The 14,389-nt window shown below is 65.4% G+C and carries 16 protein-coding genes; 10 read left to right on the top strand and 6 right to left on the bottom strand.

Annotated features, from left to right (window positions below; translation table 11 throughout):
• Positions 1-11: 11 nt before the first annotated feature.
• The 3 genes from BSY18_RS11465 to BSY18_RS11455 are packed head-to-tail and all read right to left on the bottom strand — an operon-like array spanning position 12 to position 3,243.
• Complete coding sequence (locus tag BSY18_RS11465; RefSeq protein WP_054134067.1) at positions 12-1,700, bottom strand: type II and III secretion system protein family protein; 1,689 nt, start codon at positions 1,698-1,700, stop codon at positions 12-14.
• On the bottom strand, positions 1,697-2,728 hold the full coding sequence (gene cpaB / locus BSY18_RS11460; protein WP_054134068.1) for a Flp pilus assembly protein CpaB: 1,032 nt from the start codon (positions 2,726-2,728) through the stop codon (positions 1,697-1,699). The genes BSY18_RS11465 and cpaB overlap by 4 nt, the downstream gene beginning before the upstream one ends.
• Positions 2,729-2,769: 41 nt before the next feature.
• Positions 2,770-3,243 (bottom strand): A24 family peptidase, encoded by a 474-nt coding sequence (locus BSY18_RS11455; protein ID WP_054134069.1) that lies wholly within the window; start codon positions 3,241-3,243, stop codon positions 2,770-2,772.
• 21 nt (positions 3,244-3,264) lie between these two features.
• On the opposite strand from BSY18_RS11455, the gene BSY18_RS11450 reads away from it, so the two are divergent.
• From BSY18_RS11450 to BSY18_RS11440, 3 genes are all read left to right on the top strand, one after another.
• A complete protein-coding gene (locus BSY18_RS11450) occupies positions 3,265-4,248 on the top strand; it encodes an alpha/beta hydrolase (protein WP_069050681.1) in 984 nt (327 codons plus the stop codon).
• Positions 4,248-5,360: an NAD(P)/FAD-dependent oxidoreductase gene (locus BSY18_RS11445; protein WP_054134071.1), complete on the top strand. Its 1,113-nt coding sequence runs from the start codon at positions 4,248-4,250 to the stop codon at positions 5,358-5,360. The genes BSY18_RS11450 and BSY18_RS11445 overlap by 1 nt, the downstream gene beginning before the upstream one ends.
• Before the next feature lie 62 nt (positions 5,361-5,422).
• A complete protein-coding gene (locus BSY18_RS11440) occupies positions 5,423-5,599 on the top strand; it encodes a YegP family protein (RefSeq protein WP_069050680.1) in 177 nt (58 codons plus the stop codon).
• Positions 5,600-5,734: 135 nt separating this feature from the next.
• Here the strand turns inward: BSY18_RS11440 and rnhA are convergent, their stop codons facing one another.
• Genes rnhA through ispH form a run of 3 tightly spaced genes read right to left on the bottom strand, consistent with a single transcriptional unit; the run spans position 5,735 to position 8,197 of the window.
• Entirely contained in the window at positions 5,735-6,172 is a 438-nt protein-coding gene (gene rnhA, locus BSY18_RS11435) for a ribonuclease HI (RefSeq protein WP_054134346.1), read from the bottom strand.
• A gap of 58 nt (positions 6,173-6,230) precedes the next feature.
• Positions 6,231-7,202, bottom strand: a complete 972-nt coding sequence (thrB, locus tag BSY18_RS11430; protein WP_069050679.1) for a homoserine kinase — start codon at positions 7,200-7,202, stop codon at positions 6,231-6,233.
• Entirely contained in the window at positions 7,202-8,197 is a 996-nt protein-coding gene (gene ispH / locus BSY18_RS11425; protein WP_054134073.1) for a 4-hydroxy-3-methylbut-2-enyl diphosphate reductase, read from the bottom strand. The genes thrB and ispH overlap by 1 nt, the downstream gene beginning before the upstream one ends.
• A gap of 163 nt (positions 8,198-8,360) precedes the next feature.
• Between ispH and BSY18_RS11420 the strand changes: the two genes are divergently transcribed.
• The 7 genes from BSY18_RS11420 to BSY18_RS11390 all read left to right on the top strand — a co-directional run bounded on the left by BSY18_RS11420 (position 8,361) and on the right by BSY18_RS11390 (position 14,380).
• Complete coding sequence (locus BSY18_RS11420) at positions 8,361-9,041, top strand: hypothetical protein (protein WP_054134074.1); 681 nt, start codon at positions 8,361-8,363, stop codon at positions 9,039-9,041.
• 183 nt (positions 9,042-9,224) lie between these two features.
• Positions 9,225-10,946: an arginine--tRNA ligase gene (gene argS, locus BSY18_RS11415; protein WP_069050678.1), complete on the top strand. Its 1,722-nt coding sequence runs from the start codon at positions 9,225-9,227 to the stop codon at positions 10,944-10,946.
• Between the two features lie 59 nt (positions 10,947-11,005).
• Positions 11,006-11,632: an SPOR domain-containing protein gene (locus BSY18_RS11410; RefSeq protein WP_069050677.1), complete on the top strand. Its 627-nt coding sequence runs from the start codon at positions 11,006-11,008 to the stop codon at positions 11,630-11,632.
• 31 nt (positions 11,633-11,663) lie between these two features.
• Positions 11,664-12,671, top strand: coding sequence for a beta-N-acetylhexosaminidase (gene nagZ / locus BSY18_RS11405; protein ID WP_069050676.1), 1,008 nt, complete (start codon positions 11,664-11,666; stop codon positions 12,669-12,671).
• On the top strand, positions 12,649-13,482 hold the full coding sequence (locus BSY18_RS11400) for a segregation and condensation protein A (protein WP_083231437.1): 834 nt from the start codon (positions 12,649-12,651) through the stop codon (positions 13,480-13,482). Before nagZ ends, BSY18_RS11400 begins: the two co-directional genes overlap by 23 nt.
• A complete protein-coding gene (gene scpB / locus BSY18_RS11395; RefSeq protein WP_054134078.1) occupies positions 13,479-14,102 on the top strand; it encodes an SMC-Scp complex subunit ScpB in 624 nt (207 codons plus the stop codon). The genes BSY18_RS11400 and scpB overlap by 4 nt, the downstream gene beginning before the upstream one ends.
• Positions 14,103-14,131: 29 nt before the next feature.
• On the top strand, positions 14,132-14,380 hold the full coding sequence (locus BSY18_RS11390) for a twin-arginine translocase TatA/TatE family subunit (RefSeq protein WP_054134079.1): 249 nt from the start codon (positions 14,132-14,134) through the stop codon (positions 14,378-14,380).
• Positions 14,381-14,389 lie beyond the last annotated feature (9 nt).

Here is a 14,389-nt window from a genome sequence, read left to right as displayed (position 1 = left end):
GGTCGCTGGCCTTAGTCGAACGAAAATCCGGGGGTGGCGGCGGCGAGATCGCCGGGTTTGCCACCGTTGCGGGATGAAGCCTTGCCCGATTTGGCATCGCGCTGGGGCTTGGCTGCCGATGAAGGCAGAGCACGCGGCTGGCTGGGCAGGGCGCCGAATTCCGGTGCGCCGCTGCCGCCTTCGGCAGGCGCCACGCTCGGCTTGGGCCGGTCGCCGCCCGAAATGCCGTCCGACTGCTGGCTGTTGATCAACCGCTGCAGATCATCCGGCGTGCGGAAGGCATCGGTGGGCAGCTTGATGTCGTTGGCGTTGACGGGCTTGACCAGATACGGCGTCACCACGATGACCAGCTCGGTCTCGCCCTTGCGGAAGTTGGTGGACTTGAACAGGTTGCCCAGCACCGGAACGTCGCCCAGGCCCGGAGCCTTGTCGACGAGGTTCTGTGAGTTGTTGCTCAGCAGCCCGGCGATCATGAAGCTTTCGCCCGATCCCAGTTCGACCGTCGTTTCCGCGCGGCGGATGGTCAGTGCAGGCACCTGGAAGCCGTTGAGCGTGACCGAGCCTGCCGAAGACAGTTCGGACACTTCGGGCCGCACCCGCATCGAGATCCGGCCGTTGGCCAGCACCGTGGGCGTATAGGCCAGGCTGACACCGAAGTTCTTGTATTCGATCGTGGTGGTGCCCAGGCCCTGGTTGATCGGGATGGGGAATTCGCCACCCGCCAGGAAGTCTGCGGTTTCGCCCGAAAGCGCGGTCAGGTTCGGCTGCGACAGCGTGGTGATCAGACCGACCTGTTCGGCCAGATCGAATGCGCTGGCGATATCGACACCGAACAGCCGGCCTGCCGCCTGGATCGCGGTCTTGCCGTCAATGCCGTTGAGAAAGCCGGTGGTGCTGCCCCCGGTGACGAACTGGCCGGTGGCAGGGTTGAACGGCAGCGACAGGGTGCCCGCGGGCAGGCCGAACTGGCCCGACGCGTCGATCCGCGGCAGCGTCGTCACATCCAGCGTGTCGCGGATGCTGGCAAAGTTGCGGCTGGCGCGCGAAACGCCGAACTGGAAGCCGCCGGTGAGGTCACGGGTCAGCAGGTTGGCGCCGATTTCCTTGACCAGCGAACGGCTGACCTCGGCGATGCGCACCTGCAGGTTGACCTGCATCGGGGTGGCGGTCTGCAAGCGGCTGATGACCTTGACGTTGTCTCCGACGAACGCCTGGACAAGCCGTTCGGCCTCGGCGCTGTCGACGGGAGCACCGACGGTGCCGGTGAGCAGCACCACGCCGTTCAGCGTGCTCACGCGCACCTTGGCGTCGGGCATGGCCAGCGTCAGCATCTGGTCGATCGAGTCGAGGTTCGATCCGACCCGCACCGTGGCGGAATAGACCACCTGGCCTGCCGCGTTGCTGGCATAGAGCGTCGTTTCGCCGCCCGCCTTGCCGAACACATACAGCTGGCGGGAAGACTTCACCTGCACATCCGCGACGCCGGTATCGGCGACGAACAGATCGGTCATCGTTCCGGGAAGCTGGATCAGCTGGCCGCGCCCGATCGAGAGCACCAGCGTTTCAGCAGGGCGCTGCATCGCCGACTGGGCGTTGGCGGGGCTGCCGGTCATCGGCGCCAGGCCGGTGAGCGAACCCCCCACCGCGACCACGCCGCACAGCAGTGCACCCTTGAGGATATTGGAAAAACGCATGGTCATTTCCCTCCGACCGGAACAACGGTCACATCATTTCCACGCGCAACCCGCACGACCGGGCCCATGGGCACGGACGGGGCGGGGGCGCTGGCAGCAGGTGCACCGGCGGGTATGGGGCCGGCATATTCGGATTGACGACGACCGCTCGACATCGGCGGAACGCTGCGACGCTGGAAGCGCGAGACATCGCCGCCGGTGACATAGGTCACGTCGGTATCGACCGGGCGGGTGGCGAGCGCCTTGAGGAACTTGTTTTCGGTCTTGCGATCGGCGCCTTCGGGCACAGAGACATCGCCTGCCGCCATCGAGCGTTCGAGCTCGGCCTCGTTGTCCGCGATCGAGCGCAGCGAAAGGCTGAGTGTGCCGATGGTCTGTGCCACCGCGATCTTCTCGGCCAGCTTTGGCGTGGCTTCGACGGTGACGGTGGAGAAGGCGATCACCTCGGTGTTGCCTTCGGCGTTCTCGGCGTTGACGCGCTGGTCGGTGGCGAGGACGCGCAGGTTGCGGATGATGGTTTCGGACGCTTTCAGCGCCGGGCCGCCTTCGCCCTCGACCGACTGGGTCAGGACAAGGTCGACGCGGTCACCGGGAAACACGAAGCCGGCAACGCCGGTGCGGGCCGATACGGGCACGGTGACGGCGCGCATGCCGGGGCCGAGCGCTGCTGCCAGGAAGCCGCGATCGCCCGGCTTGACCAGCGATCCTTGCGTGACCGGCTGTCCGGCGGTGATCGCGTTGCGCACCACGGTGCCCAGCAGCGTTTCGATTTTGGCGCCGTCTTCCAGGAAATAGGCGTTGCTCACCAGCTTGGCGGGCCAGGGCTGGAAGGCGACGCTGTCGGGTGTGATGATGGTACCGACGGGCAGCGAACGATTCGCCACCAGGACGCGGGGGCCGTTGGGCTCTGCCACCTGCACGGCGGCCGTAACCTCCGGCGCGGCCGAGCCGGTGAAAAGGCTTCGGGCCAGAAATGCGGTGCAAAGCGCGACCAGTAGCGCGCCTGCCAGCAGGATGACTTTCCGTTTATCCATGACGTTGATGGCCCCCAAAGTCCTTCAGAATGCTGATCTTCTCAGGCAAAATGGTTAAAAAAGCGTTCGCCAACCGGCCAAAGCGCCGCAATTGCGATGGCAACGCCATATGGCACTTCGGGCTGACCCAGCTTTCGGTGCATTTTGTGTTCGATCAGGATGATGACGGTGAGCACCGCGCCGATCAGCGACATCGCGATCGCTACCTTTGCCATGACCCCCCAGGGGAACCACAGCGCGATCGCGCCCAGCAGCTTGACATCGCCGCCGCCCATCGCGCCCAGCGCGAACATCAGGGCAAAGAAGATGAACACGCCCGCGCCCAGCGCCAGCTGCATCGCCACATCGGGCCACAGCGAAAGACCGCAGGCCCACCAGAACAGCGGCGCGCCAAGCGCGATGGCGGCATTGAGCCAGTCCTCGATCTCGCGCCGCACGATGTCGGTATAAGCCGCGTGCAACAGCGCGATTGCCAACATGGCCAGCAGACCGTAGACGAAAGGCATGTTTTCCATGGGAACTGGCGTATAGCGGCGATGACTTACCAAAAAGTAACCATTGATCGGCGCGCCATTCCTGACGATGCGGTCGAAAGCAGCTGGACCGCGGCGGACGGCTGGAAGCTGCGCCGGATCGACATGATGGCACAGGGCCCTGCGCGCGGGTCGATCCTGTTCATGCCGGGCCGCGGCGATATCTACGAAAAATATATCGAGACGCTGGCGCACTGGCAGGCGCAGGGGTGGAACGTCACATCTGCCGACTGGCGCGGGCAGGGCGGCAGCGGTCGCATGTCCGATCACCAATATGTCGGGCATATCGAGGATTTCGCCCACTGGATCGATGACATTTCGGGCTTCTGGGCTGAATGGTCGGCCTCGCGCCCCGGCCCGCACGTCGTTGTCGGCCATTCGATGGGTGGGCATCTGATCGCGCGCGCGATCCAGGAAAAGCGGATCGATCCATTGGCCGCGGTGCTGAGCGCGCCGATGCTGGGGCTGAAGGGGCTGGGCCTGCCGATGTCCTTCGGGCACCTCGTCACCCGGATGATGCGCCGAATGGGACGTCCCGAGCGCCCCGCCTGGAAGGTGAGCGAAAAGCCCGCTTCGCCGCTCGCGATCCGCCAGACGCTGCTGACCCACGACAATGACCGCTATGCTGACGAGCTGTGGTGGTGGGGAGAGCGCCCCGAGCTGGTGATGGGACCGGCGAGCTGGCACTGGGTCGAGCGCGCGTATGAATCGAACATCCGCCTCAACGCGCCCGGCCAGTGGGAAAAGCTACGCATCCCGATGCTACTCATCGGCACCAGCGCGGACCAGCTGGTCGATAACAAGGCGACGCTGGCCGCCGCGGCGCGCATCCCCGGCGCCGAGTTGCTCGCCTTCGGGCGCGAGGCCAGGCACGAGGTGCTGCGCGAGGTGGATCCCATCCGCGATCAGGTGCTGCAGACGATTGACGACTTCCTGGAGCGCAAGGTGGCCGGGACCGCGACCGAAAGGGTCGGAGCAGCCGCCTGATGCCGGATTATGATGTCGTCATCATCGGCGCCGGGATCGCCGGGGCCAGCCTTGCTGCGGAAATCGCACCCCACTGCCGGGTGCTGATCGCCGAGGCAGAGGATCGCCCGGGTTATCATTCCACCGGCCGCTCGGCCGCCTTCTGGGCGGAAAGCTATGGCGGGCCGCAGGTGCAGCCGCTGACCACGGCGTCGGGCCCCTGGCTGCATTCGCCGCCGCCGGGCTATGGCGAGCGCAGTTTCCTTGGGCCGCGCGGATCGCTGACGCTGGCGCGCCGCGACGAGCTGGCGCTGCTCGATGCCTTCGAGGCCGAGTTCGCAGGCTCGGGCGTGCGGATGGAGCGCCGCGACAGGGCAGCGCTCGATGCGATGCTGCCCGGGCTCGCCGCCGATATCGTCGCGGGTACCTATGAGCCCGATTGCCAGGACATCGATGTCGGCGGGCTGCATCAGGCCTATCTGGCGGTCGCGCGCCGCGCGGGAGCGGCGATCGCTTTGCGCGCGCCGCTGGTCGGCGCGGTGCACGCGTCGGGCAGCTGGACGCTGACGCTGGGCGAGCAGCAGGTAACGGCGGCAAAGCTGGTCGATGCCGCCGGAGCCTGGGCCGATCCGGTGGCGGAACGCGCAGGCGTTCGACCGCTGGGCGTCCGACCCTATCGCCGTACCGTGATCCAACTGCGCACCGCGCCTGCTGCGTCTGCCGACCTGCCGCTGACGCTGGGCGTGCGCGGCGATTATTACTTCAAGCCCGAGGCCGGACGCCTGTGGCTCAGCCCGCATGACGAAACCCCCGAAGAGCCCGGCGACACCGCGCCCGACGAGCTGGACATGGCGCTCGCCATCGACCGTTTCGGCCAAGTGATGGACTGGCGGATCGAGGCGGTGGAGCATCGCTGGGCAGGCCAACGCAGCTTCGCGCCCGACAGGCTGCCGCTGATCGGCTTTGCCGCGGACAATCCCTGCTTCTTCTGGTTTGCAGGCCAGGGCGGCTTCGGCATCCAGACCGCGCCTGCCGCCGCCAAGCTGGCCGCCGCCATCCTGCTGGGTATCACTCCCGATGCGATGCTGCGCGCGGTGGATGCGCAATTGTATAATCCCGCACGGCTGGGGTGAGAATGCTGGCACGTGATTGACTTAGGTTATAATCTCTCACTCGGTTTGAGGGAGTCGAGTCGATGGCGCACAGTTTTGAGATCTACAAGGACAAGGGCGGCGAATTCCGGGTGCGGTTCAAGTACAATTCGGAAGTGATGTTCTCGACCGAAGGCTATGCCAGCAAGGTATCGGCCAAGAACGCGATCGAATCGATCAAGAAGAACGGGCCCGAAGCGCCGATCGAAGACAACAGCTGACGCGTCCGGTCATTCGCCGTGATCGTCATTCCCGCGAACACGGGAATCCCGCTTTTTTGCAGCGATCGTAGACAAGCGGGACCCCCGCGTGCGCGGGGGTGACGGCAGATTGAGCCTTGGATCAGTCCTGACCTGTCAGCGCCCGATGGCCATTGCCGCAGCGCTCGCCAGCTGGTCGGCGCGCTCATTTTCGGGGTGGCCGGCATGGCCCTTGACCCAGCGCCAGTCGATCTGGTGACGCGATACTGCGGCAATCAGCTCGTGCCACAGGTCCGCGTTGCGTACGGGCTTTTTCGAGGCGGTCTTCCAGCCGTTGCGCTGCCAGCCATCGACCCATTTGGTGATGCCGTCCTTCACATAGGTACTGTCGGTATAGAGGACGACCTTGCACGGCTCGATCAGCAGTTCGAGTGCGCGGATCGCGGCGGTCATCTCCATGCGATTGTTGGTGGTGTCCGGCTCGCCGCCCGAAAGCTCTTTTTCGTGCTTGCCATAGCGGATGATCGCCCCCCAGCCGCCGGGGCCGGGATTACCCTTGCACGCGCCGTCGGTAAAGATTTCGACCGTTTTCATGTCCATTCAACCATCGTCTCGATCTGCTCCGGACCCGTTCCATCCCACCCGGCGGCGATCAGGCAAACAGCCTGGCGTTGGCCGGGTCCGAATAGAATGCCAGCCGCCGGGCGAACGCCATGGGGTCCTTGCGGGTGACCAAGGCGTCGGCGGGGGTGTTGATCCAGTCATACGCGCGGCTCAATGTAAAACGCAACGCTGCGCCGCGTGCCAGAATGGGAAGCGCCGCAGTTTCGGCATCGTTGAGCGCAAGTCGGCTGCGATAGCCCTGCAGTAATGCGTCCGACAAGCCGGTGTCGAAATTGCGCCCGTCATTGCTGAAACACCACGCGCTGTGCGTGATCGCCAGATCATAGGCGCGCGCATCGGTACACGAGAAATAAAAGTCGATCAGCCCGCTGACCCGGTCGCCCAGCATCAGCACATTGTCGGGAAACAGATCCGCATGGATCACCGATTGCGGCAGATCGCTGGGCCAATGCGCTTCCAGATCGCTCAGCGCGGTGCTCACCAGCTGCTCGAGTCCGGGGTCGATCTGCTGCCATTGGCCGGCGCAGCGCTCGGCCAGATCGCGCCAGGCGGCCAGCCCCATGCTGTTGGGGCGGGTGCCGGAAAAATCCGCGACCGCCAGATGCAGGTCAGCAAGCGCGATGCCGGCAGCGCTCGCCTGCGCAGGCGTCGGCGCGCTGAGCGAAATGCCTTCGAGGAACTCGATCAGGCAGGCCGGGCGTCCGGCAAGCTCCCTGATCTGCACGCCCTGCCGGTCGGCAATCGCACGCGGCACGCGGCAGCCGCGCATCGCCAGATGATCGAGCAACGCCATGAAGAACGGCAGATCGCCCGGATCGACGCGCTTTTCATACAGCGTCAGGATAAAGCGGTGGAAATCGCGGCCGCCGCGGGTCTCGACCAGAAAGTTGCTGTTCTCGACGCCCTCGGCGATGCCCTTGAAACTGATCAGCTCGCCGGTGTCATAGTCGTCCAGAAAACGCGCCATCATCTCGGCGCTGACATGGGTATAGACAGCCATCAGGCAGCATCGGCCTCAGCTGCAAGCGCGCGGGGCAGCTTGAAGGTGATGCGCTCGTCCACGGTCTTGACGCGCTCCTCTTTGACATCGAAATGCCGCCCGAGCAGGTCGACGACCTCGCGCACCAGGATTTCCGGGGCAGAGGCACCTGCGGTGAGACCCAGGGTGTTCACCCCGTCGAACCAGCGCAGTTCGATTTCCTGCGCGCGCTGGATCAGCATGGCGCGGGTGCCCTCGCGCTCAGCAACCTCGACCAGCCGCAGCGAGTTCGAGCTGTTGGGCGCGCCAATGACCAGCACCAGATCGCAATCATCGGTCATCACCTTGACCGCTGCCTGGCGGTTGGAGGTGGCGTAGCAAATATCCTCGCCCTTGGGCCCGACGATCGCGGGGAAGCGCTGGTGCAATGCGGCGACGATTTCTGCGGTGTCATCGACCGACAGCGTGGTCTGGGTAAGGAACGCCAGCTTGGTCTCGTCGGCCACCTGCAAATTGGCGACATCCTCGACTGTCTCGACCAGCGTCATGTTGCCGGGCTCGACCTGGCCGAAAGTGCCGATCACCTCGGGATGACCCTTGTGGCCGACAAAGATGATGTGCCGTCCGGCCTCGACCTGGCGTTCGGCCTGGCGGTGAACCTTGGAGACCAGAGGGCAGGTGGCATCGAGATAGTTGAGGCCGCGCTCGGCGGCCTTGTGGGGGACCGCCTTGGGCACGCCATGCGCGGAAAACACCACCGGTACGCCATCGGGCACCTCGTCGAGTTCCTCGACGAACACCGCGCCCTTGGCCTTGAGGCTATCGACCACGAACTTGTTGTGGACGATCTCGTGCCGGACATAGACCGGTGCGCCATATTTGTGCAGCGACAGCTCGACGATCTCGATCGCGCGGTCGACCCCGGCGCAAAATCCGCGGGGAGAGGCGATCTTGATCAGCAGCGGCGGCTTGACCGCGGGAGAAGCATTGGCCGGGGTGGGGGCGGTTTCGGTCATGTTCAGATTGGCTTTCGTAATTCCGCATCTGTCTTAGGGGATGCGGGGCGCGGTGTGAAGCATATCCCGTGCGATCGGCAGGCGAAGAATCTGGTCGTTGCGCTGAAACCCAACGGCAGATAAGGAGCGATGCACTGTGGCCTCGAAGGATTTTTGTTTGAACATGCCCATTCTGCCCAAGAAATCGTCCCCCAAGGCATCCCTGGCTGCCGTTATGGGAACCGGGCTTGCGCTGCTCAGCCTTTCGGCCTGTGCGGAGAAGAACCAGCTGGTGGTGGATTCCGGCGTCGGCGTGGCATCGACGCTGAGCGCCTGCCCCAACACCGCAATCCCCGAGCACACCGGCGATGTCACCATCTTCAACCCCGCCAGCAGCCGCGATGCAAGCGCGATCGACGTGGTGGCAACGATCACCAATGTCCGCCCTGCGTGCGATGAAACCGGCGCGGAAATCTATGCGACCGCCAGCTTCGACGTCCAGGCGCGGCGCAGCGACAACCGCGGCCAGCGCACCGTGACGCTGCCCTATTTCTCCACCGTCATGCGCGGCGGCAACACCGTGGTCGCCAAGCGGCTGGGTTCGGTGACGCTGAACTTTGCCGATGGCTCCTATCGTGCCGAAGCCAAGGCATCGGGCGCGGGCTATATCAACAAGGCGGCAGCGACGCTGCCCGAGGACATCCGCGAGCGCATCACCCGCAAGCGCAAGTCGGGCGATCCCGATGCCGCGATCGATCCGCTGTCGGTTCCCGAAGTGCGCAGCGCGCTCCAGCGGACCAGCTTTGAACTGCTGATCGGCTTCCAGCTGACGCAGGACCAACTGCAGTACAACGCGACGCGATGAGGCTGCATTGACCCCTCTCCCTTCAGGGGAGAGGGGCAGCTTCACGCAGTGAAGCAGGCAGAGGGCTGGGAGCACGACCGGTGTCTGGCTTCCCCTCTCCAACTCCGCCTAGGCAGCAGGCTGCCAAGGCTTCGTATCCTCTCCCCTGAAGGGAGAGGAGTGATGCGATCAGGGCCAAAAATCATGACACTCTATACCCGTTTCATCCAACATCTGCACACCGCGCTCGACGCGCTGGAAGCCAGCGGCGTCCTGCCTGCGGGGCTGAACCGCGGCGCGCTGACCGTCGAGCCGCCGCGCGATCCTGCGCATGGCGATCTTGCAACCAACGCCGCGATGGTGCTCGCCAAGCCTGCGGGCACCAATCCGCGCGCGCTCGCTGAAGCGATCAGCGCCGAACTGGGCAAGGTGGACGAGGTCACCGCGGTCGAGATCGCCGGGCCCGGGTTCCTCAACCTGCGGCTCGCGCCCTCGGCCTGGATCGAGGAACTGCACGCCATCGCCGCAGCGGGCGCCGATTACGGCCGCTCGGAGCAGGGCAAGGGCATCACGGTCAACATCGAATATGTCTCTGCCAACCCGACCGGCCCCATGCACATGGGCCATTGCCGCGGCGCGGTGGTGGGCGATGCGCTGGCGACATTGCTCGAATATTCGGGCCACAAGGTCATCCGCGAATATTATGTCAACGATGCCGGTGGCCAGGTCGATACTTTGGCCCGGTCGGTGCACCTGCGCTATCGCGAGGCGCTCGGCGAGACGATCGAGATTCCCGAGGGGCTGTATCCTGGTGATTATCTGATCCCGCTTGGCCAGAAGCTGGCAGTGGAATTTGGAGACCGTTACGCTGCTGCGCCCGAGGCCGACTGGCTGGTGCTCTTCCGCACCCGCGCGGTTGCCGACATGATGGACATGATCCGTGCCGACCTGGCGCTGCTCGGCATCCATCACGACCTGTTCTCTTCGGAGGCTGCGGTGCTCGCTGCGGGCAAGCCCGAAGCGGCTGAAGCCGAACTGCGCGCGCGCGACCTGGTCTATGACGGGGTGCTTGAAGCGCCCAAGGGCAAGGTGATCGAGGACTGGGAGCCGGTGACGCTGCCGCTGTTCCGGTCGACCCGTTTCGGCGATGATCAGGACCGGCCGATCCGCAAGTCGGACGGCAGCTGGACCTATTTCGGCATCGATCTCGCCTATCACTTCCAGAAGCTGCAAAGCGCCGATGAGCTGATCGATATATGGGGTGCGGACCATGCCGGGACCGTCAAGCGGATCAAGGCGGCAGTCGCGGCGCTGACCAACGGCACCGGCACTTTCGACGTCAAGCTGGTGCAGATGGTCAAGCTTTTGCGCGATGGCGAGCCGGTCAAGATGTCGAAGCGGTCGGGCAGCTTTGTCACGATCGCCGATATGGTCGAAGAGGTCGGCAAGGATGCCGTTCGCTTCACCATGCTGACGCGCAAGGCAGACGCGCAGATGGACTTCGATTTCGCCAAGGTGGTCGAGGCGTCGAAGGACAATCCGGTGTTCTATGTGCAGTATGCGCATGCGCGGATCCACTCGATCATGCGCAAGGCGCATGCTGAAGGGCTCAGCGCGTCGCCGGAACATCTCGAACTGCTGGGCGCAGAAGAACATGCGCTGATCGCACTGGCGGCGCAGTTCCCGCGCATCGTCGAATCGGCGGCAGCGAACCGCGAGCCGCACCGCATCGCCTTTTATCTCGGCGATCTGGCCGCGGCTTTCCACGCCTTCTTCAACTTGGGCAATGACAGGCCAGACAAGCGTATCGTTATGACGCATGACGCCGCCACCAGTTCTGCAAGGCTTTTCATGGCCAGCAATATCGGGCAAGTCATTGCCAACGGTCTGGCGCTGATGGCGGTGGAGGCGGCTACGCAGATGTAGCCTGCCGGGGATGCCAGGGCAGACCTTACCGAACTGGCGTGTCTGATGGGGCGACAAGAATGAGCAATCGGCTGGATGATGGCATGGACGATACTCTGAGGGATCAGCCTTTGGGGCTGGATGCCGATGACGACCGGTTGCCCTGGCTTGAATCCGCCGATGACGCGCCGTCCGGCGATGGCTCGGCGGGCAAGATCATCGGCTTCGTGCTGCTCGGGCTGGTGGGTCTGTCGATCGTGCTGGCGGCGATCTACTGGATCGGCGGCGATGGCGGCGCACCCGAGGGCGACGGCAGCCTGATCGCCGCGCCGCAGGGCGACTACAAGGTCCGCCCCAAGGACAAGCAGGAGCAGCAGGTCGAAGGCACTGGCGATGCGAGCTTCGCGGTCAGCCAGGGCGAACAGCCGCAGGGCCAGCTGGCCGATGCGGCAGGCGCACCGCCGCCTGCGGGCAGCGCGCTGGTGCAACTGGGCGCCTATACCGACGAGGCCAGCGCGATCGCGGGATGGGCAACGCTCAGCCAGCGGCACGAGGTATTGAGCGGTCTCAACCGCCGGATTGTCCAGGCCACGGTGGATGGCGGCACGGTGTTCCGTCTGAGCGCGGTGCTCGACAGCCCCGGCAGCGCGGCCTCGGTGTGCGACCAGCTCAAGAAAGCTGGGCAAAACTGCCTGGTGGTGCGTTGATTTCACCGCCGCTTTTGGCGACACTGTTTCCATGAAACCCGTAATTTTCGGCCTGGCCGGTCTGACGATCGCGCCCGATGAACGCGCCTTTTTTGCCGAGAGCGTTCCTGCAGGCTATATCCTGTTCGGCCGCAACATCGACAATCGCGAGCAACTGCGCGCGCTGACCGACGATCTGCGCGCGCTTCACGGCGATGACCGGCTGCCGATCCTGATCGATCAGGAGGGCGGACGGGTCAGCCGCATGAAGCCGCCGCACTGGCTGTCCTTCCCGCCCGGCGCCGCGTTCGACCGGCTGTACGACATCGCGCCCGCAAGCGCGATCGAGGCCGCACGGATCAACGCCGAGGCGCTGGCGCTGGATCTGGCCGAGGTCGGCATCACCGTCGATTGCCTGCCTTTGCTCGATGTCGCGATCCCCGGCGGCACGCCTGCGATCGGCGACCGGGCGCTTGGCCAGGAGCCGATGCGCGTCGCAGCCTTGGGCCGCGCGGTGCTCGACGGGTTGAAGCGCGGCGGCGTGCTGGGGACGATCAAGCACATGCCCGGCCACGGCCGCGCAATGGTCGACAGCCATATGGAGCTGCCCCGCGTCACCGCCAGCGACGAAGAGCTCGAGCAGGACATCGCGCCGTTCCGCGCGCTCAAGAACGCCGAGATCGGGATGACCGGGCACATCCTGTTCGAAGCCTGGGATACCGAACGTTGCGCGACGCACTCGCCGTGGATCATCGAGAACATCATCCGCCAGCGGATCGGTTTCGAAGGGCTGCTGCTCAGCGATGATCTCGACATGAAGGCGCTGGCCGGAGACGTGCCCGATCGCGCCGCGCGCGCAGTTGCCGCCGGATGCGACATCGCGCTCAACTGTTGGGCGCGAATGGACGAGATGGTCGGCATCGCCAACGCGCTGCCTGACATTTCCGACGCGTCGCGCGCCCGGCTGGAGCGCGCCCGCGCCGCGATCAATCCGGCGAAGGACTGGTCGCACCAGGCGGAGCTGCTCGCCCGGCGCGATGCGCTGCTGGCGCTGGTGTGACGGGAGCGTGACCGCAGCGGACACCACGATCGCCCCCCCGGACGGCGATTACCTGTTCTTCAGCGAGCCCGTTCCCGCCGCGACCGCCGCGGCCGAGGCGCTGCTGATCGATGTCGATGGCTGGGAAGGCCCGCTCGATCTGCTGCTTGATCTGGCGCGGCGGCAGAAGGTCGATCTGAGGCAAATCTCGATCCTCGATCTCACCAACCAGTATCTGGGCTTCATCGAGAGCGCGACCAGCCTGAAGCTGGAGCTGGCGGCGGACTATCTGGTGATGGCGGCGTGGCTCGCCTATCTCAAATCCGCGCTGCTGCTGCCGGGCGACCCCGAGGTCGAGCCTTCGCCCGAGGAACTCGCGCTGCGGCTGCAATTGCGGCTGCAGCGGCTGGCGGCGATGCGCGAAGCGGCGGCGCGGCTGCTGGGGCGCGACCGGCTTGGGCGCGATGTCTTCGTGCACGGGCAGGGCGAGGGGCTGCGGCTGCTCACCAAGACGCGGCACGACTGCTCGCTGTTCGATCTGCTCACCGCTTATGGCCGGGTGAAGCAGCGCAGCGAGCCGGTGGTGCATATGGTCAAGTCGCGCCGGGTGATGACGCTGGAAGACGCGCTGGCGCGGCTGTCGTACATGCTGGGGACCGCGCTCGAGTGGACCGATCTGCGCAGCTTTCTGCCCGAAGGCGCACCTGCCGACCTCACCCGTTCGGCGACAGCATCGACCTTTCTGGCGCTGCTCGAACTGGCGCGGCAAGGGCGGGTCGAGCTCGCGCAGGAAGAGGCGTTCGCGCCGCTGAAGGTGCGCAGGGCGCCGTGAGCGAGGTCGACCCTGTCGTGCGCGCGGTCGAGGCAGCGCTGTTTGCAGCGCAGGAGCCGCAAAGCGCCGAGGATCTGGCTGCGCATATCGGCAGCGACGCCGACATTGCAGGCGCGCTCCAGGCGCTGCAGGCGGACTATGCCGGGCGGGGGATCGAACTCGTCGAGCGCGGCGGGCGCTGGCATTTCCAGACCGCACCCGATCTTGCCTGGCTGCTGCGCCGCGAGACCGAGCAGACCCGCAAGCTGTCGCGCGCGGCGACCGAGACGCTGGCGATCATCGCCTATCATGAGCCGGTCAGCCGCGCCGAGATCGAGGCGATCCGCGGCGTACAGGTCAGCAAAGGCACCATCGATGTGCTGATGGAGGAGGGCTGGATCACGCCGGCGGGCCGCCGCGAAGTCCCCGGAAGGCCGCTGATCTACGCCACCACCCCGGGCTTCCTCACCCATTTCGGGCTCACCAGCCGGCGCGATCTGCCGGGGCTGGAGGATCTGCGCGCAGCGGGCCTGCTTGACCCGGTCGATCTGGCGCTGGAAGGCGCGCTGGCGACGGATGACACCGACCACTCGTCGGATGAATCGGATTCATTGCTGGAAAACCATGAGGATCAGGCCTAGATAGCCCGCAGGCCTTCAGGAGATTTGCCATGGGATCCTTCTCCCTGATGCACTGGGTTATTGTGCTGATCATCATCGTCCTGCTGTTTGGCGGCGGACGGATTTCGTCAATAATGGGCGATGTCGCCAAGGGCATCAAGAGCTTCAAAAAGGGCATGGCCGAAGATGAAGAGCCGGTGCAGCCCAAGCGCCCCGTCGCGCAGATCGAAGCTCCGCCCGCGCGCACGATCGACGGAACTGCCACCACCACACCCAGCGAAGAGCGCAAGCCGGGCTGATCATGGCCT

It is taken from the genome of Blastomonas sp. RAC04 (assembly GCF_001713435.1).
GTDB classification, from domain to species: domain Bacteria; phylum Pseudomonadota; class Alphaproteobacteria; order Sphingomonadales; family Sphingomonadaceae; genus Blastomonas; species Blastomonas fulva.
The sequence above is the reverse complement of the archived record's forward strand: the minus strand, read 5'-3'. Positions and strand labels throughout refer to the sequence as shown.

Coding starts and splice junctions, on each gene's coding strand:
- BSY18_RS11445 (WP_054134071.1), top strand. CDS start 4,248: ATGCCGGATTATGATGTCGTCATCATCGGCGCCGGGATCGCCGGGGCC.
- ispH (WP_054134073.1), bottom strand. CDS start 8,197: ATGACCGAAACCGCCCCCACCCCGGCCAATGCTTCTCCCGCGGTCAAG.
- cpaB (WP_054134068.1), bottom strand. CDS start 2,728: ATGGATAAACGGAAAGTCATCCTGCTGGCAGGCGCGCTACTGGTCGCG.
- nagZ (WP_069050676.1), top strand. CDS start 11,664: ATGAAACCCGTAATTTTCGGCCTGGCCGGTCTGACGATCGCGCCCGAT.
- BSY18_RS11450 (WP_069050681.1), top strand. CDS start 3,265: ATGACTTACCAAAAAGTAACCATTGATCGGCGCGCCATTCCTGACGAT.
- BSY18_RS11440 (WP_069050680.1), top strand. CDS start 5,423: ATGGCGCACAGTTTTGAGATCTACAAGGACAAGGGCGGCGAATTCCGG.
- BSY18_RS11410 (WP_069050677.1), top strand. CDS start 11,006: ATGAGCAATCGGCTGGATGATGGCATGGACGATACTCTGAGGGATCAG.
- BSY18_RS11455 (WP_054134069.1), bottom strand. CDS start 3,243: ATGGAAAACATGCCTTTCGTCTACGGTCTGCTGGCCATGTTGGCAATC.
- thrB (WP_069050679.1), bottom strand. CDS start 7,202: ATGGCTGTCTATACCCATGTCAGCGCCGAGATGATGGCGCGTTTTCTG.
- BSY18_RS11400 (WP_083231437.1), top strand. CDS start 12,649: ATGCGCTGCTGGCGCTGGTGTGACGGGAGCGTGACCGCAGCGGACACC.
- rnhA (WP_054134346.1), bottom strand. CDS start 6,172: ATGAAAACGGTCGAAATCTTTACCGACGGCGCGTGCAAGGGTAATCCC.
- BSY18_RS11465 (WP_054134067.1), bottom strand. CDS start 1,700: ATGACCATGCGTTTTTCCAATATCCTCAAGGGTGCACTGCTGTGCGGC.
- argS (WP_069050678.1), top strand. CDS start 9,225: ATGACACTCTATACCCGTTTCATCCAACATCTGCACACCGCGCTCGAC.
- BSY18_RS11390 (WP_054134079.1), top strand. CDS start 14,132: ATGGGATCCTTCTCCCTGATGCACTGGGTTATTGTGCTGATCATCATC.
- BSY18_RS11420 (WP_054134074.1), top strand. CDS start 8,361: ATGCCCATTCTGCCCAAGAAATCGTCCCCCAAGGCATCCCTGGCTGCC.